General features: G+C 60.4%; 15 protein-coding genes. 12 read left to right on the plus strand and 3 right to left on the minus strand.

Annotated features, from left to right (window positions below; translation table 11 throughout):
- Nucleotides 1-6: 6 nt before the first annotated feature.
- Nucleotides 7-1,173: a PLP-dependent aminotransferase family protein gene (locus tag LOY69_RS21545; RefSeq protein WP_253084726.1), complete on the minus strand. Its 1,167-nt coding sequence runs from the start codon at nt 1,171-1,173 to the stop codon at nt 7-9.
- 82 nt (nt 1,174-1,255) lie between these two features.
- Here LOY69_RS21545 and LOY69_RS21550 point away from each other — a divergent pair, with 82 nt between their 5' ends.
- From LOY69_RS21550 to LOY69_RS21560, 3 genes are all read left to right on the plus strand, one after another.
- A complete protein-coding gene (locus LOY69_RS21550; protein ID WP_102880505.1) occupies nt 1,256-1,699 on the plus strand; it encodes a MarR family transcriptional regulator in 444 nt (147 codons plus the stop codon).
- A 292-nt stretch (nt 1,700-1,991) separates the two neighbouring features.
- Nucleotides 1,992-3,341 (plus strand): NCS2 family permease, encoded by a 1,350-nt coding sequence (locus LOY69_RS21555; protein ID WP_102880506.1) that lies wholly within the window; start codon nt 1,992-1,994, stop codon nt 3,339-3,341.
- Between the two features lie 63 nt (nt 3,342-3,404).
- Nucleotides 3,405-4,031 carry a LysE family translocator gene (locus tag LOY69_RS21560; RefSeq protein WP_265073573.1) on the plus strand — a complete coding sequence of 209 codons (627 nt, stop codon included), beginning with the start codon at nt 3,405-3,407 and terminating at the stop codon, nt 4,029-4,031.
- 146 nt (nt 4,032-4,177) lie between these two features.
- On the opposite strand, the gene uraH is transcribed toward LOY69_RS21560, so the two are convergent.
- Nucleotides 4,178-4,531 carry a hydroxyisourate hydrolase gene (gene uraH, locus LOY69_RS21565; protein WP_110594648.1) on the minus strand — a complete coding sequence of 118 codons (354 nt, stop codon included), beginning with the start codon at nt 4,529-4,531 and terminating at the stop codon, nt 4,178-4,180.
- Between the two features lie 425 nt (nt 4,532-4,956).
- On the opposite strand from uraH, the gene puuE reads away from it, so the two are divergent.
- From puuE to LOY69_RS21600, 7 genes are all read left to right on the plus strand, one after another.
- Nucleotides 4,957-5,883 carry an allantoinase PuuE gene (gene puuE / locus LOY69_RS21570; protein ID WP_110594650.1) on the plus strand — a complete coding sequence of 309 codons (927 nt, stop codon included), beginning with the start codon at nt 4,957-4,959 and terminating at the stop codon, nt 5,881-5,883.
- Nucleotides 5,880-6,395: a 2-oxo-4-hydroxy-4-carboxy-5-ureidoimidazoline decarboxylase gene (uraD, locus tag LOY69_RS21575; protein WP_110651498.1), complete on the plus strand. Its 516-nt coding sequence runs from the start codon at nt 5,880-5,882 to the stop codon at nt 6,393-6,395. The genes puuE and uraD overlap by 4 nt, the downstream gene beginning before the upstream one ends.
- A 100-nt stretch (nt 6,396-6,495) precedes the next feature.
- Nucleotides 6,496-7,491: an allantoicase gene (alc, locus tag LOY69_RS21580; protein WP_102880510.1), complete on the plus strand. Its 996-nt coding sequence runs from the start codon at nt 6,496-6,498 to the stop codon at nt 7,489-7,491.
- A 97-nt stretch (nt 7,492-7,588) separates the two neighbouring features.
- Nucleotides 7,589-8,092, plus strand: coding sequence for an ureidoglycolate lyase (locus LOY69_RS21585; protein ID WP_102880511.1), 504 nt, complete (start codon nt 7,589-7,591; stop codon nt 8,090-8,092).
- A gap of 51 nt (nt 8,093-8,143) precedes the next feature.
- Nucleotides 8,144-9,457 carry a urate hydroxylase PuuD gene (locus LOY69_RS21590; protein ID WP_170001889.1) on the plus strand — a complete coding sequence of 438 codons (1,314 nt, stop codon included), beginning with the start codon at nt 8,144-8,146 and terminating at the stop codon, nt 9,455-9,457.
- Between the two features lie 172 nt (nt 9,458-9,629).
- Nucleotides 9,630-10,988, plus strand: a complete 1,359-nt coding sequence (locus LOY69_RS21595) for a nucleobase:cation symporter-2 family protein (RefSeq protein ID WP_102860799.1) — start codon at nt 9,630-9,632, stop codon at nt 10,986-10,988.
- A 635-nt stretch (nt 10,989-11,623) separates the two neighbouring features.
- Nucleotides 11,624-12,409 carry an outer membrane protein OmpK gene (locus LOY69_RS21600; protein WP_102880513.1) on the plus strand — a complete coding sequence of 262 codons (786 nt, stop codon included), beginning with the start codon at nt 11,624-11,626 and terminating at the stop codon, nt 12,407-12,409.
- A 78-nt stretch (nt 12,410-12,487) separates the two neighbouring features.
- Here LOY69_RS21600 and LOY69_RS21605 read toward each other — a convergent pair whose 3' ends face one another.
- Nucleotides 12,488-13,267, minus strand: a complete 780-nt coding sequence (locus LOY69_RS21605; protein WP_253084724.1) for a FadR/GntR family transcriptional regulator — start codon at nt 13,265-13,267, stop codon at nt 12,488-12,490.
- Between the two features lie 167 nt (nt 13,268-13,434).
- On the opposite strand from LOY69_RS21605, the gene LOY69_RS21610 reads away from it, so the two are divergent.
- Nucleotides 13,435-14,745 carry an MFS transporter gene (locus LOY69_RS21610; RefSeq protein ID WP_102860797.1) on the plus strand — a complete coding sequence of 437 codons (1,311 nt, stop codon included), beginning with the start codon at nt 13,435-13,437 and terminating at the stop codon, nt 14,743-14,745.
- Between the two features lie 16 nt (nt 14,746-14,761).
- Entirely contained in the window at nt 14,762-15,736 is a 975-nt protein-coding gene (gene denD, locus LOY69_RS21615; protein WP_265073574.1) for a D-erythronate dehydrogenase, read from the plus strand.
- Nucleotides 15,737-15,773 lie beyond the last annotated feature (37 nt).

Genomic DNA, 15,773 nt, shown 5'->3' on the forward strand with positions numbered 1-15,773 from the left:
CTCCCCTTAGGCTGCCTGTGCAGCCTGTGCTTGACGTATCACGGTGGCCAGCCGCTTGAGGCCTTCGTCCAGCCGTGCCGGATCGATATGGCTGAAATTCAACCGCAGATGCCCATGATTGCGCTCCGGTTCAGAGAAGAACGGTTCGCCGGGCATGAAAGTCACGTCTTGTTCCAACGCGGACTTGAGCAAAGTGCGGGTATCCAGGGGTTGTTTCAAGCTCAACCAGAAAAACAGCCCTCCCTGGGGCACCTGCCAGTCCGCCAGATCGGCGAAATGAGTCTGCAGCGCGACCTGAAAGGCATCACGGCGCAGGCGGTAGAAACTGCGCAGTTCACCCAGGTGCTGCTGGAACTGATCGCTGCCGATCCACTGCATGGCCTGCCACTGGCCGACGCGATTGGTGTGCAGGTCCGCGGACTGTTTCAGGCGCAGCAGATGAGGGAACAGGTCCGGGCTGGCGATCAGGTAGCCAACCCGCAATCCCGGGAGCAGGGTCTTCGACACGGTGCCGGTGTAGATCCAACTGGCCTTTTTCAGGCGGCTGACAATGGGGGTCGCGCTGCCACCGTCGAAGGTCAGCTCGCGATAGGGCTCGTCCTCGATCAGGGTCACGCCGAACTCGTCCAGCAGGGCAGCCACCGCCTCGCGCTTGGCTTCGCTGTAGCGCACCGCCGAAGGATTCTGGAAGGTCGGAATCAGGTAGACGAAGGCTGGACGATGCTGTTCCAGGCGAGCGCGCATCTGCGCTAGATCCGGACCGTCCGACTCCAATGGCACCGTCAGGCAGTCGGCACCGAACAACTGGAAGATCTGCAGGGCAGCCAGATAGGTCGGAGCCTCCAACAGGATCTGGGTGCCCTTGTCGATGTACAGCTTGGCCGCCAGATCAAGGGTCTGCTGGGAGCCGCTGACCACCAGGACCTGGCTCGCCTCGCAAGGCACGCCGAGCTTGCGCGCCTCGGCAGCCAGGGCTTCACGCAACGACGGCTCGCCTTCACTCATGCCGTATTGCCCCATGGACAAGGGCATGTCTTGCCACTGCACCTTGGGCAGCATCACCTCGGCCGGCAGCCCTCCAGCGAACGACATCACTTCCGGGCGCTGGGCCGCGGCAAGGATTTCACGGATCAAGGAGCTTTTGAGGCGCGATACACGTTCGGAGAAGGCCATGGAGGTCACCGCTAGCAAAGGTCGGAGGAAATACGTCAAACTGCTTGACCGAAATTACGCCGACTCTCGCAGATACGTCAATATGCTTGACCTTAAAAACCAGACCTCGCAACAAGCCGCCATGGAAGCCTTCTTCTTTGGCTATCAGGCCTTTACCGCCAAGGCCGACGAAATGCTCGAACGCCGAGGCTTGAGTCGCGTGCACCAGCGCATCGTGTTTTTCATTGCCCGCTACCCCGGCCTGAGTGTGAAAGAACTGCTCACGCTGCTGGGGGTGAGTAAGCAGGCACTGAATACGCCTTTGCGCCAACTCATGGAAATGCACCTGGTAGACAGCATCGCCCCAGCCAGCGACAAACGAAAACGCCTGTTGCAACTAACCGACGATGGCGCGCGCTTTGAACAATCCCTGCGTCGCGAACAGGTAAAACTGCTGCAACGGGCCTTCGCCGAAGCCGGAGAAAGTGCGGTCAATGGCTGGCTGGCAGTAAACCAGGCCCTGGCGGGAAAACCTGCAGACGACTGATAGCCCCTTCCTCTCGGCGCGCCCTCCCAGGCCGCCGAACAGACTCTGACCAACCCTCCGCACTGCCAGGCATAAAGGGCGAAGGTGATATAGCCAAGTCCTCAGATTTTTCGCACACAAAACCAAAAACATTATTTGCTTTCTTTGTATACAAAAGCATAATTCGCCACGTGTGAGTTCTTGACCCAAAGGTCAACAAACACCACAAGCCCTGCCTGCCTCAAAGAGCCGCTGCCCACCCTCCCGTGCCCGGTTCTGGAAAAAACAATAAAACTCTTGAGGAGTACTCGCTGTGGAAAGCCGCAAATCCGAAGCCTCTCCGCTGGACCTCTCGCCCTCGCTGAACAGCGGCTGGCTGGAGCGCATCTTCAAACTCAGGTTGCATGGCACCACGGTGAAGACCGAGCTGATTGCCGGTGTGACAACCTTCATCACCATGGCTTACATCATCTTCGTCAATCCCAACATCATGGCCGACGCCGGCATCGACCACGGCGCCGCCTTCGTTGCCACCTGCATCGCTGCCGCCCTGGGCTGCCTGCTAATGGGCCTGTACGCCAACTGGCCAGTGGGCCTGGCCCCGGGCATGGGTCTCAACGCCTTCTTCACTTACACCGTGGTCGGCACCATGGGCTACAACTGGGAAACCGCCCTCGGCGCGGTATTCATCTCCGGTGTGCTGTTCATGATCCTGACCTTGTCGCGGATTCGTGAATGGCTGCTCAACAGCATTCCGGTGAGCTTGCGCTTCGCCATGGGAGCGGGTGTCGGGCTGTTTCTCGGACTGATCGGGTTGAAAACAGCGGGCATCATCGTCGACAGCCCGGCCACCCTGCTCAAGCTCGGCTCCCTGCGTGAACCGGGTCCGCTGCTGGCGGCCATCTGCTTTCTGATGATCGCGGTGCTCAGCTACCACCGAGTGTTCGGCGCAATCCTCATCAGCATCATCGCCGTGACCCTGGCCGGCTGGGGCCTGGGGCTGGTGCACTACAACGGCATCCTGTCCACCCCGCCGAGCCTGGCGCCCACCTGGATGGCCATGGATGTTGCCGGGGTGTTCAACGTCAGCATGATCAGCGTGGTACTGGCCTTCCTCTTCGTGCACATGTTCGACACTGCCGGCACCCTGATGGGCGTGGCCCAGCGTGCCGGCCTGGTGAAGGCCGACGGCAAGATCGAGAATCTCTCGCGCGCCCTCAAGGCCGACAGTGCTTCAAGCGTCTTCGGCGCAGTAGTCGGGGTGCCGCCGGTGACCAGCTACGTGGAAAGTGCCGCCGGTGTGGCCGCGGGCGGGCGGACTGGCCTTACCGCCGTCACCGTAGGTGTGCTATTTGTTGCCGCCATGTTCTTTGCGCCGCTGGCAGGCATGATCCCTGCTTACGCCACAGCAGGTGCCTTGATCTACGTTGCGATGCTGATGATGGGCGGCATGGCCCATATCAACTGGGACGAAGCCACCGACAGCATTCCGGCGATTGTCACGGCAATCATGATGCCCCTGACCTTTTCCGTCGCCGATGGCATTGCCCTGGGTTTCATCACCTATGTGGTACTAAAGGCAGGAACGGGCAAGCACAAGGAAATTTCCATCAGCCTGTATGTGCTGTGTGCGATCTTCATCGCCAAGTTCATTTTCTTGTAAGCCGCACCTGCTCTCACCCGCCCCATCCCTTCGGATGGGGTTTTTGTGTATTTGGAGAATGTAATGAGTCTGGAAACCTGGCTGCTGTTCAGTGGCGCTACCTTGGTAGTGATCCTGATTCCGGGTCCCTTGTCGTTGCTGATGATCAGCAACAGCCTGAACTATGGCCTGCGCCGCTCATACCCGGCCTTTCTCGGCGGGGTCCTGGCCTCGATCTGCCTGTTGAGCGCATCCGCGCTGGGCCTGGGCGCACTGCTGCTGGCTTCGGAGCAACTGTTCAGCGCCCTGAAGATCGTCGGCGCCCTCTATCTGTTCTACCTCGCCTGGCAGAGCTGGCAGCAATCGCGGCAGCTTTCCCACGGCGCGGTGGTACCGGAAGTCGCACTGAAACCGCGCTTTCGTGCACTGTTCGGACGCGCTTTTGTCCTGGGGGCCAGCAACCCGAAGGACATTCTGTTCTTCGCCGCGTTCCTGTCGCAGTTTCTCAATGCCCAGCAGCCCTTCCTATCGCAACTGCTGATCATGGTCGCCACCTGGACCCTGCTGGACCTGACCTGCAAGCTGGCCTACGGCCTCGGTGCCCATGGCGCCGCGCATTACTTGCGCAGCGGCAAGGGCCAAAGCTGGTTCAATCGCATCAGTGCCGGGCTGTTCACGGGAGCTGGAGCCGCATCCCTGTTGAGCCGTTGAGCGCTTCGCCGGCAAGCCGTTTCCTGCACCGCTCAGCCAGGAGCTGGCTTGCCGGCGACGACTTTACAACCGGCGAAAAAAAGCCCGCAGTGTGAGCGGGCAAGGACCAAAGAAGCTATTTGCGCAGGATTCTTGGGGGGAAAGTCCTAGCTTCCTCTGTAGGTCGAATAGCTGTACGGCGAGATCAACAGCGGCACGTGGTAATGCTCCTGCTCGGCACTGATACCGAACCGCAGCACGACTACATCAAGGAACGCCGGCTGTGGCAGTTGTACACCCCGGGCGCGGTAGTAATCGCCAGCGTGGAAATGCAGTTGGTAAACCCCGGAACGGTAGTCATCGCCCTGCAGCAGCGGCGCATCGCAACGGCCATCGCTGTTGGTCAGGGTGCTGGCGACCAACTCCATCTGCGCCCCTTCAACCCGATACAGCTCGACCTTGATAGCGCTGCCAGGGCAGCCATGTGCGGCGTCCAAAACGTGTGTAGTCAAACGTCCCATTGATTCTGCGTGCCTGTCACAACTGGTGCGCCCAGGCCTCGCGCCTCCCGGAGTCAGTGATTGAAAGAGGGCCACAGCGTTTCGGCGGGTGAAAAGCTGCGGCGAGGCCATGATTAAGACACTTTTAAAAAAAATTGTACACAATAATAATCACAAATATTCACTCCGGTAGCGCTATACCCGGAAGCCTGTGGATTGACCTCAACACCACAGCAGCAGGCGACTTACGATCCATTAGCTGACCATATAGGCAAGTTTCTTGCAGGTGCAGGCCATAGCGACAAAAGCAGAAAAATGCAAAAAATCAGGCTTACAAAGTGAATATAAACTTGTATACAATCAGCCCATCGCAGTGACGCTCACCTGGGTTTCCGGCTTCAGGTTCCGCCACGCCACCGTTATCACGAACAAGAAGGAAGACTGCAGTGAGCGCTGACTACCCTCGCGACCTGATCGGTTATGGCTCTACCCCCCCTCATCCTCACTGGCCAGGCAATGCTCGTGTCGCCCTGTCCTTCGTGCTCAATTACGAAGAAGGCGGCGAACGCAACATCCTTCATGGCGATAAGGAATCGGAAGCTTTCCTGTCGGAAATGGTTTCGGCGCAGCCGCTGCAGGGCGAGCGCAACATGAGCATGGAATCGCTGTACGAGTATGGCAGCCGCGCCGGCGTCTGGCGGATCCTCAAGCTGTTCAAGGAATTCGACATTCCGCTGACCATCTTTGCCGTAGCCATGGCTGCTCAGCGCCATCCGGACGTGATCCGCGCCATGGTCGAGGCCGGCCATGAGATCTGCAGCCACGGCTACCGCTGGATCGACTACCAGTACATGGACGAAGCCCAGGAACGCGAGCACATGCTCGAGGCGATCCGCATCCTTACCGAAATCACCGGTGAACGCCCACTGGGCTGGTACACCGGCCGTACCGGCCCGAACACCCGACGTCTGGTAATGGAGGAAGGCGGCTTCCTCTATGACTGCGATACCTACGACGACGACCTGCCCTACTGGGAACCCAACAACCCCACCGGCAAGGCGCATCTGGTCATCCCCTACACCCTGGATACCAACGACATGCGTTTCACTCAGGTCCAGGGCTTCAACAAGGGCGACGACTTCTTCCATTACCTCAAAGATGCCTTCGATGTGCTCTACGCCGAAGGTGCCGAAGCCCCGAAGATGCTTTCCATCGGCCTGCACTGTCGACTGATCGGTCGCCCGGCCCGCCTGGCATCCCTCAAGCGCTTCATCGAATACGTCAAAGGCCATGAACAGGTGTGGTTCACCCGTCGTGTCGATATCGCCCGCCACTGGCAACAGACCCATCCTTACCAGGGAGCGGCGAAATGACTGCTTTCCAGAGCCTCAAGCCATCGACCCTGAGCCGTGAAGCCTTCGTCGAGGCTTTCGCCGACATCTATGAACATTCGCCATGGGTGGCTGAAAGAGCCTACGACCTGGGTGTTGACGCCTCCATCGACCAGATTGAAGGCCTGCACCAGCGCATGAGCGATATCCTGCTGAGCGCCGATCACGCCAGCCAGTTGGCACTGATCAACGCTCACCCGGATCTGGCTGGCAAAGCCGCGGTCCAGGGCCAGTTGACCGAAGCCAGCACCAACGAACAGGCTGGCGCCGGTATTCACCAATGCACAGCCGAAGAGTTCCAACGGTTCACCGAGCTGAACGATGCCTACAAGGCCAAGTTCAAGTTTCCCTTCATCATGGCGGTGAAAGGCAGCAACCGGCACCAGATTCTCGCCGCGTTCGAAACCCGCATCCACAACTCGGTGGACACTGAGTTCAAGTGCGCGCTGGCAGAGATCAACAAGATTGCATTGTTCAGATTGCTGACCCTGTAGCGACCCGCTCCTGAGGATAGCCCCGAGAACCTGGATTCCCTCGCGCCACTCCCGGTTCTACGTGCATCCCAAGCCACCTATTTCAAGGCAGACAAGAAGAATGAAAGCTTACGCCGCCCCTTTCGAGAAGTTCGTCAACCTGGCCGATGCGCGCCTGGGCACCAAGATCATCTCGGTCACCGATGACTGGTTCGCTGACGCAAACCGGCTGTTCCAGCCAACCCCGGCTGTCTGGAAGGAAGGCGTGTTCGATGACAACGGCAAGTGGATGGATGGCTGGGAATCCCGTCGCAAGCGCTTCGAAGGCTACGACAGCGCAGTGATCCGCCTGGGCGTGCCGGGCTCGATCAAGGGCGTGGACATCGACACCTCGTTCTTCACCGGCAACTTCCCGCCATCGGCGTCCCTGGAAGCCTGCTTCCTCAGCGAAGGTGAACCTGGCGAAGACACCCAGTGGGTCGAAGTGCTGTCTGCTGTCGAGCTGCAAGGCAACAGCCATCACTACCACGAGATCAACAACGACCAGCCCTTCAGTCACCTGCGCTTCAATATCTATCCGGATGGCGGTGTAGCGCGCCTGCGGGTCTACGGTACGCCGTACCGCGACTGGTCGGCCATCGGTGACAACGAACAAGTCGACCTGGCTGCGGCCCTTAACGGCGGTCGTGCCCTGGCCTGTTCCGACGAACACTTCGGACGCATGGGCAACCTCCTCAACCCGGGCCGCGGCATCAACATGGGCGACGGCTGGGAAACGGCCCGCCGTCGCACTCCCGGCAATGACTGGGTGATCGTCGCCCTGGGCCACGCCGGCGAAATCGAGAAGATCATCGTCGACACCCTGCACTTCAAGGGCAACTACCCGGACAGCTGCTCGATCCAGGGCGCATTCGTCAAGGGCGGCACCGACAGCCAGATCGAAACCCAGAGCCTGTTCTGGCGTGAACTGCTACCCAGCCAGAAGTTGGAAATGCATGCCGAGCACAGCTTTGTCGAGCAGATCAAAGCCCTGGGGCCGATCACCCATATCCGCCTGAACGTGTTTCCGGACGGTGGCGTCAGCCGCTTGCGCCTCCTGGGCAAGGTCGCGAAATAGGACGTCCCCCATCGCAGGCCAGCCCACACCTGTTGGAGCAAGCTGGCTCGCGATGACCGCAAAACAGACAAAACACACTCAAGATAAGAAGAACAGCATGCGCACATTGATGATTGAACCCCTGAGCAAAGAAGCCTTCGCCCCTTTCGGTGACGTGATCGAAACCGACGGCAGTGATCACTTCATGATCAACAATGGTTCGACCATGCGCTTCCACCGCCTGGCAACGGTTGAAACCGCCCAGCCGGAGGACCAGGCGATCATCAGCATCTTCCGCGCCGACGCGCTGGAAATGCCGTTGACCATCCGCATGCTGGAACGCCATCCGCTGGGCAGCCAGGCCTTCATTCCGCTGCTCGGCAACCCCTTTCTGATCGTGGTCGCGCCACTTGGCGATGAACCTGTATCAGGCTTGGTCCGCGCCTTCGTCAGTAATGGCAGGCAGGGCATCAATTACCATCGCGGCGTCTGGCACCACCCGGTGCTGACGATCGAAAAGCGGGATGACTTCCTGGTGGTTGATCGCAGTGGCAAAGGCAATAACTGCGATGAGCATTTCTTCAAAGAGGATGAGTGTTTGATCCTCGCCCCCCACCAATAAGAGAAGGTCTGATCACCCGACAACAAGGGTGACAGGCAAGAGGTAAAGACTGTGGAAGCACATCTGTTGGAATGGCTCAACCTGAGCGTGCGTTGGGTACATATGATCACTGGTGTGGCCTGGATCGGCGCATCGTTCTATTTCGTCTGGCTGGAGAACAACCTCAATCGCGTCAACCCCAAGGACGGCCTGTCCGGCGACCTCTGGGCGATTCACGGTGGCGGTATCTATCACCTGGAAAAATACAAACTGGCCCCGCCCTCGATGCCGGAGAACCTGCACTGGTTCAAGTGGGAAGCCTACTTCACCTGGCTGTCGGGGATTGCCCTGCTGTGCCTGGTGTTCTACTACAACCCGATGCTCTACCTGGTTGCCCCCGGCAGCGGCCTGAGCGGTCCTGAAGGCGTAGCCATCGGTATCGGCGCGTTGATTGCCGGCTGGTTCGTCTATGACTTCCTCTGCGATTCGCCATTGGGCAAGAAACCTGCCCTGCTCGGCTTCATCCTGTTCGTTCTGCTGATTGCCGCCGCTTACGGCTTCAGCAAAGTGTTCAGCGGCCGTGGCGCATACCTGCATGTGGGCGCCATCATCGGCACCATCATGGTGGGCAACGTGTTCCGCATCATCATGCCGGCCCAGCGCGCACTGGTGGCGGCGATCGCGGAAAACCGCACACCGGACCCGACCCTGCCGGCCAAGGGCCTGCTGCGTTCGCGTCACAACAACTACTTCACCCTGCCTGTGCTGTTCATCATGATCAGCAACCACTTCCCGAGCACCTACGGTAGCCAGTACAACTGGTTGATCCTGGCCGGGATCGCGGTCCTGGCGGTGCTGGTACGTCACTACTTCAACACCCGGCATGACAGCCACAAGTTCGCCTGGACCCTGCCCGTTGCTGCACTGGGCATGATCTGCCTGGCTTACGTGACGGGTCCGACGCCAGCTCCCAGCGCCCCCGAAGTAGCCAAGGCCGCCGGCCAGATCGAGTACCAGCCCCTGCCGGAAACCGCGCTGGGCGGTGGCGCCAAACCCGCGGCGCCAGCCAGCGCAGAAGCCCCGGCGGCTCCAGCGGCAAGTCCGGCACAGGCATCCAGTGCCGGGCCATCCTTCGACAAGGTGCATAACGTGATCCAGGAGCGCTGCACGGTTTGCCATTCGGCCAAGCCCACCAGCCCCCTGTTCAGCACGGCACCGGCCGGGGTGATGTTCGATACCCCGGAACAGATCCGCCTGCAAGCCGCACGTATCCAGGCCCAGTCCGTCGCCAGTCAGATCATGCCATTGGGCAACATCACGCAGATGACCCAACAGGAACGTGAACTGATCGGTGCCTGGATTGCCCAGGGCGCCCAGACCAACTGATCAGCGCCTGTCGCCGGGCCGATTCGCGAGCAAGCTCGCCCCTACAGAACCGGACTCATCTGTAGGGGCGGGCTTGATTGCCATCAGCCGCTCAAGCTTCGCCCGTTGCAGACACGCTGCGCGTAAAGACGCAGCGGTTAAATCACAAGAATAAAAAGATCCGAGGTGTTGCATGTCCGATTCATCCGAACAGTGCGTCCCCGATGCGCCCGCCATTCAGCGTCTGCCCTTCTTGCAACTGATCCTGGTCGGTCTGCAACACGTTCTGCTGATGTACGGCGGTGCAATTGCGGTGCCGCTGATCATCGGACAGGCCGCGGGCCTGAGTCGTGAAGAAATCGCCTTCCTGATCAATGCCGACCTGCTGGTAGCGGGGATCGCCACCATCGTCCAGTCGCTGGGCATCGGCCCCATGGGCATTCGCATGCCGGTGATGATGGGGGCCAGCTTCGCCGCCGTCGGCAGCATGGTGGCCATGGCCGGCATGCCCGGGATCGGCATGCAGGGCATTTTCGGTGCGACCATCGCCGCAGGGTTCTTCGGCATGCTGATTGCGCCGTTCATGTCCAAGGTGGTGCGTTTCTTCCCGCCCCTGGTCACTGGGACGGTCATCACCTCGATCGGTTTGTCACTGTTTCCAGTGGCGGTGAACTGGGCCGGCGGCGGCAGCGCTGCCGCGCAATTCGGGTCCCCCATCTACCTGGCTATCGCCGCGCTGGTGCTGGGCACTATCCTGCTGATCCATCGCTTCATGCGTGGCTTCTGGGTCAATATTTCCGTGCTGATCGGCATGGGCCTGGGCTACATCCTCTGCGGCCTGATCGGCATGGTTGACCTCAGTGGCATGGCCCAGGCGCCCTGGCTGCAGGTGGTCACGCCGCTGCACTTCGGCATGCCGCAGTTCCATCTTGCCCCCATCCTGTCCATGTGCCTGGTGGTGGTGATCATCTTCGTCGAGTCCACCGGGATGTTCCTGGCCCTGGGCAAGATCACCGGCCAGGAGGTCACCCCGCGCATGCTGCGCCGCGGCCTGCTGTGTGATGCCGGGGCGTCGTTCTTCGCCGGTTTCCTCAACACCTTCACCCACTCTTCCTTCGCCCAGAACATCGGCCTGGTGCAGATGACCGGGGTGCGCTGCCGTTCCGTGACCATCGTCGCCGGTGGCCTGCTGATCATCCTCAGCCTGCTGCCCAAGGCGGCGTTCCTGGTGGCCTCGATTCCTCCAGCGGTACTGGGCGGCGCAGCCATCGCCATGTTCGGCATGGTGGCCGCCACCGGGATCAAGATCCTCCAGGAAGCCGACATCGCTGACCGCCGCAATCAGTTGCTGGTGGCTGTGAGCATCGGAATGGGCCTAATTCCCGTGGTCCGCCCGGAGTTCTTTGCCCACCTGCCGCTGTGGATGAGCCCCATCACCCACAGCGGCATTGCCATGGCGACCTTGAGCGCCCTGGTGCTGAACCTGCTGTTCAACATCCTCGGCGGCAGCGAGCGCGCGGCCAACAGCGCCCACCACGCTCATCAGCATTGAGTCGCCCCCCGGGCGCCGGTTCGGCGCCCGGGGGCTGCTGCACCGTTCACGCTTGAATGCGGCGCCAGGCCCCCAGGACCGAGCGCCGCCCACAGACGCCGCGCCTTGACAATAAAAACAAACAGGGAGCACTCCTATGCAGCCTGCCCAGGCCCCTCTGGCGGTGGCCGCTCCACGGCCATTGGCGCCGGCCCAGCGCCCCGATGGCCAGCGATCATTGCCCGGCTATTGCCCTTCATTGCGGATACCTGCCTGATATGGTCGGCCAGCCTGCCCCAAAGTGGTTGCAAGTGCGCCGTTGCGGCGCACTTGAGCCCTGCCGTGAGAGCCAGTATTCTCCGCGGCCGCGCAAATCTGGTCTAAAAAAAAGCCCGGATGAAAAACCTGACCCAAGAGCCAACTTATCCCGGCCTGGACAGGTAACAAGGCGCCCGAAAATAGCGCGAAAACACTCTCGCCCGGCTGTATCGCTACAGCTGGACGGGAGTTTTTTGCTTTTTTTCGGCCTTGGCTCAGCTCTTGCTAAAAGCAACAAAGCTGACCGATCGGATGGTTTTTTACAGCAAAGAAAAAAGGCGCCACACCAGAGCGTCAAGCCAAAAAAAACGTGGAACTACCTACTTGGGAGCAACCGAATGAAATCGATGTGCAAGAGCCTGATGTTGGCCACCAGCCTGCTGGCCGGGGGGCAGGCCGTGGCTGGCGACCTGTTGCAATGGCAGAACAACAGCCTGACTTACTTGTATGGCAAGAACTTCGAAGTCAACCCGCAGATTCAACAGACGGTCACCTTCGAACACGCCGACGCCTGGAAGTACGGGGACAACTTCTTCTTCCTCGACCGCATCTTCTACAACGGCAAGGAAGACGGCAATGTCGGCCCGGACACCTACTACGGCGAGTTCTCTCCACGCTTGTCGTTCGGCAAGATCTTCGACCAGAAACTGGAATTCGGCCCGATCAAGGACGTGCTCCTGGCGTTCACTTACGAATTCGGCGAAGGCGACAATGAGTCCTACCTGATCGGCCCGGGCTTCGACCTGGCAGTACCGGGCTTCGACTACTTCCAGCTGAACTTCTACCAGCGCCACACCGAAGGCAGCCGCGCGGGTGACAACGTCTGGCAGATCACTCCGGTGTGGTCCTACACCATTCCCGTGGGCCGCTCGGACATCCTGATCGACGGTTTCATGGACTGGGTGGTGGACAACGACCAGAACGCCAAGGGCACCTACCACGCCAACCTGCACTTCAACCCACAGATCAAATATGACTTGGGCAAGGCACTGAACTGGGGCGCCAAGCAGTTGTACGTCGGTTTCGAGTACGACTACTGGAAGAACAAATACGGCATCAAGGATTCGCGTAACTTCGAGACCAACCAGGACACCGCCAGCCTGTTGGTCAAATACCACTTCTGATACCCCCTGAGACGGCCGGCCCTCATGTTCTGATGAGAGCCGGCCACTCAGACTGATGGGCCAGCGCGACGCTGCCTATCAGGCAAGACGTGATCCGGAGTCCCGCCAGAATGCCGGATCGGCACTCTTGAGCCGTTCCACCGCATTGTGGATGTGGCTCAGCGCTGCTTGCCGCGCCCCTTCGACATCACGCGCGGCGATGGCCCCATAGACCGCGAAATGCTCATCGCGCACCGAGTGCGCCAGATCCCGGCGCCGCTCCTCATTGGAACGGGTAATGCGGATGGCCTCCTTGATGAACTGGGCAATGAACTCATGCAATGAGGGATACAGCGGATTGCCGGTGGCCTGGGAAATCGACAAGTGAAACGCCAGGTCCTGCTCCACGCCGTCCTGGCCGGCCTGCTCGGCCACATCGATGGCCAGCAATGCCTGATGGATCGCCTGCAGTTGCTCGGGGGTGTGCCGCTGCGCCGCCAGCGCCGCCGCCTCGCCCTCGATACCACGTCGCAGTTCAGTCACCCGCAGAACCGCCTCGATCGACCCGCGAACATCCAGATCGATAGTAAAGGCCTTGATATGCGCGCCCTCGCTGACCACGGTGCCGCTACCTTGGCGCACCTCCACCAGCCCGGCCGATTTCAAGCGCGAAATCGCCTCGCGGATGACCGTACGGCTGACCCCGAAACGCTCGCACATAACCGGCTCGGTGGGCAGCCGCGAACCCGGCAGGGCCTCGCCACTGGCGATATGCGCCTTGAGTGCCGCAGTCACTTGATCCGCCAGGGTGCCCTTGGCCGCATCCTTGAGCGTCGCCAGGGAATCGGCGGCGAGGGAAGAGTTGTCAGGCTTGGACATGAGTATCTCTGTATTCAAAGTGGCTAACGGTACTGCATTTCGTGCACGCCGTCCCGCTCGGTATCCGGCCGTTGAATTCGTATGATGTATTATGATATCTAAGACACCTCAGCAAGTCCGATAAAAACAAAATCACCCAAATACAAGAAAAAAGGATGGGTAAAGAGATGACTGAATCACTGTCGCAAACTGCCGCCCGCTCCCCCACCGCCTCCTTTGAAGACCTGGCTTATCGCAAAGTCGCCTGGCGCATCCTGCCGTTGCTGCTGTTGTGCTACCTGGTGGCCTACCTGGATCGAGTCAACGTCGGCTTCGCCAAGTTGCAGATGTCCGAAGACCTGCAATTTTCCGAAGCGGTCTACGGCTTGGGTGCGGGGATCTTCTTCATCGCCTACTTTCTGGTGGAAATTCCCAGCAACCTGATCCTGCATCGGGTCGGTGCGCGCCTGTGGATCGCTCGCATCATGATCAGTTGGGGCATCATTTCCTCGTGCATGGCTTTCGTCAGCACCCCTACCTCCTTCTATGTGATGCGCTTTCTGTTGGGCATCGCCGAGGCCGGGTTCTATCCGGGGGTCATCCTCTATCTGTCGTACTGGTTCCCTTCCAACCGCCGCGGCAAGATGTACGCCCTGTTCGCTACCGCGGTACCGCTTTCGGGGTTGATTGGCGCGCCGCTGTCCGGTTGGATCATGAGTGCCCTCAATGGCCACCAGGGCTTTGCAGGCTGGCAATGGATGTTCTTCCTCGAAGGCTTGCCGTCGATCCTGGTGGGCGGCCTGGTGATCTACTGCCTCAGCGACCGTATCGCCGACGCGGGCTGGTTGACCCGCCAAGAAAAAAACCTGCTGCAGGCCCGAATCGAGGCCGAGGCCGACGGCCATCAGGTTCACAGCGTCAGGCAAGTGTTCGGGCAACCCCGGATCTGGCTGCTGACCGCCATCTATTTCTGCATGATCGCCGGCTTCTACACCGTTGGCTTCTGGCTGCCCTCGCTGATTCGCCAGGCCGGCGTCAGCGACGTGTTCGAGGTCGGCATGCTCACGGCGATTCCCTATGCCGCGGCAGCGCTGACCATGGTGCTGATCTCCCGCAGCGCCGACCGGTTGCGCGAACGCCGCTGGCATTTGGCGCTGACCGCCGTGCTTGGCGGTATCGGCCTGATGATTTCCGCCACCTGGAGCGACAACTTCACGGTATCGATGATCGGCCTGACCCTGGGGGCCATGGGCGCCTTCAGCACCCTGCCGCTGTTCTGGAGCCTGCCCACGGCCTTTCTCGGCGGCACCGCGGCCGCCGCCGGCATTGCCTTGATCAACTCCTGGGGCAACCTCGCCGGCTTTGTCTCGCCCTACCTGATGGGCTTTCTCAAAGACCTGACCCAAAGCACCACCATCGGCATGTACGTCATGGCCAGCGCGTTGTTCATCGGCGCCCTGCTGGTCTTCAAGATTCCCGGAAAACTCGTCAATCGCTGAACACTTGGAGCCACTCATGAATATTCTTGTCACCGGCGCGGCCGGCTTTCTCGGACGGCGGCTGATCGAAGCCTTGCTGCAACGGGGCACACTCACCGACCGTCACGGCCAATTGCAGCCCATCAAGCGCATTACCGCATTTGACCGGGAGCCCGTGCAGGGCCTTGATGACCCACGGGTGCAGGTCAAGGAAGGAGACATTAGCGATGAACAGGTGCTGGCCAAACTGATCGACGCCGACACCGATAGCATCTTTCACCTGGCCGCCGTGGTCTCCAGCCAGGCGGAAGGCGATTTCGAACTGGGCATGCGGGTCAACTTCAGTGCGACCCAAGGTCTGCTGGAACGGGCGCGCCAGCTGGGCTCCTGCCCAAAGTGGGTGATGACCAGTTCTGTGGCCGTTTTCGGTGGGCAACTGCCGGAGAACGTCGACGATGATCAGGTCTGGGCTCCGCAAAGCTCCTACGGGACCCAGAAAGCCATGAATGACCTGCTGCTCGCCGATTACAGCCGACGCGGCTTCGTCGATGGTCGCAGCCTGCGCATGCCCACCATCGTGGTGCGGCCAGGCAAACCGAACCTGGCGGCGTCCAGCTTCGCCAGCGGTATCATCCGCGAACCCCTCAGCGGCCAGGCCAGTGTCTGCCCGGTGGCCCTGGATACCCGACTCTGGTTGATGTCTCCAGCCCGGGCCATTGCCAACCTGATCCATGGTCATGAGCTGGCCGCAGAGCGCTTGAATCAGGGCCGAGTGATCAACATGCCCGGTCTGTCGCTGACCGTGGCGCAGATGATCGACGCGCTGCGGGAAGTGGCCGGAGACGAAGTTGCCCAGCGTATTCAGCTACGCCCGGACGCCAGGATCGAACGCATCGTCGGCTCCTGGCCGGGAGCCTTCAGTGCCAGATATGCCAGCGAGCTGGGTTTTACCGCGGACGAGGATTTTATCGGTGTGATCCGCCAGTTCATCCAGGACTACCTGCCTTACTGACCTCAGGCTGCGAAAATCCCGGGCTCATCGGCTGAGC

This window comes from Pseudomonas sp. B21-059 (assembly GCF_026016285.1).
In the GTDB taxonomy this organism is placed as follows: domain Bacteria; phylum Pseudomonadota; class Gammaproteobacteria; order Pseudomonadales; family Pseudomonadaceae; genus Aquipseudomonas; species Aquipseudomonas danubii.

Bases quoted from the DNA above. Each gene is read 5' to 3' on its own strand.
- alc (WP_102880510.1), top strand. From the start codon at position 6,496: ATGAAAGCTTACGCCGCCCCTTTCGAGAAGTTCGTCAACCTGGCCGAT.
- LOY69_RS21550 (WP_102880505.1), top strand. From the start codon at position 1,256: ATGCTTGACCTTAAAAACCAGACCTCGCAACAAGCCGCCATGGAAGCC.
- LOY69_RS21545 (WP_253084726.1), bottom strand. From the start codon at position 1,173: ATGGCCTTCTCCGAACGTGTATCGCGCCTCAAAAGCTCCTTGATCCGT.
- LOY69_RS21610 (WP_102860797.1), top strand. From the start codon at position 13,435: ATGACTGAATCACTGTCGCAAACTGCCGCCCGCTCCCCCACCGCCTCC.
- LOY69_RS21605 (WP_253084724.1), bottom strand. From the start codon at position 13,267: ATGTCCAAGCCTGACAACTCTTCCCTCGCCGCCGATTCCCTGGCGACG.
- uraH (WP_110594648.1), bottom strand. From the start codon at position 4,531: ATGGGACGTTTGACTACACACGTTTTGGACGCCGCACATGGCTGCCCT.
- LOY69_RS21595 (WP_102860799.1), top strand. From the start codon at position 9,630: ATGTCCGATTCATCCGAACAGTGCGTCCCCGATGCGCCCGCCATTCAG.
- LOY69_RS21585 (WP_102880511.1), top strand. From the start codon at position 7,589: ATGCGCACATTGATGATTGAACCCCTGAGCAAAGAAGCCTTCGCCCCT.
- denD (WP_265073574.1), top strand. From the start codon at position 14,762: ATGAATATTCTTGTCACCGGCGCGGCCGGCTTTCTCGGACGGCGGCTG.
- LOY69_RS21560 (WP_265073573.1), top strand. From the start codon at position 3,405: ATGAGTCTGGAAACCTGGCTGCTGTTCAGTGGCGCTACCTTGGTAGTG.
- uraD (WP_110651498.1), top strand. From the start codon at position 5,880: ATGACTGCTTTCCAGAGCCTCAAGCCATCGACCCTGAGCCGTGAAGCC.
- LOY69_RS21600 (WP_102880513.1), top strand. From the start codon at position 11,624: ATGAAATCGATGTGCAAGAGCCTGATGTTGGCCACCAGCCTGCTGGCC.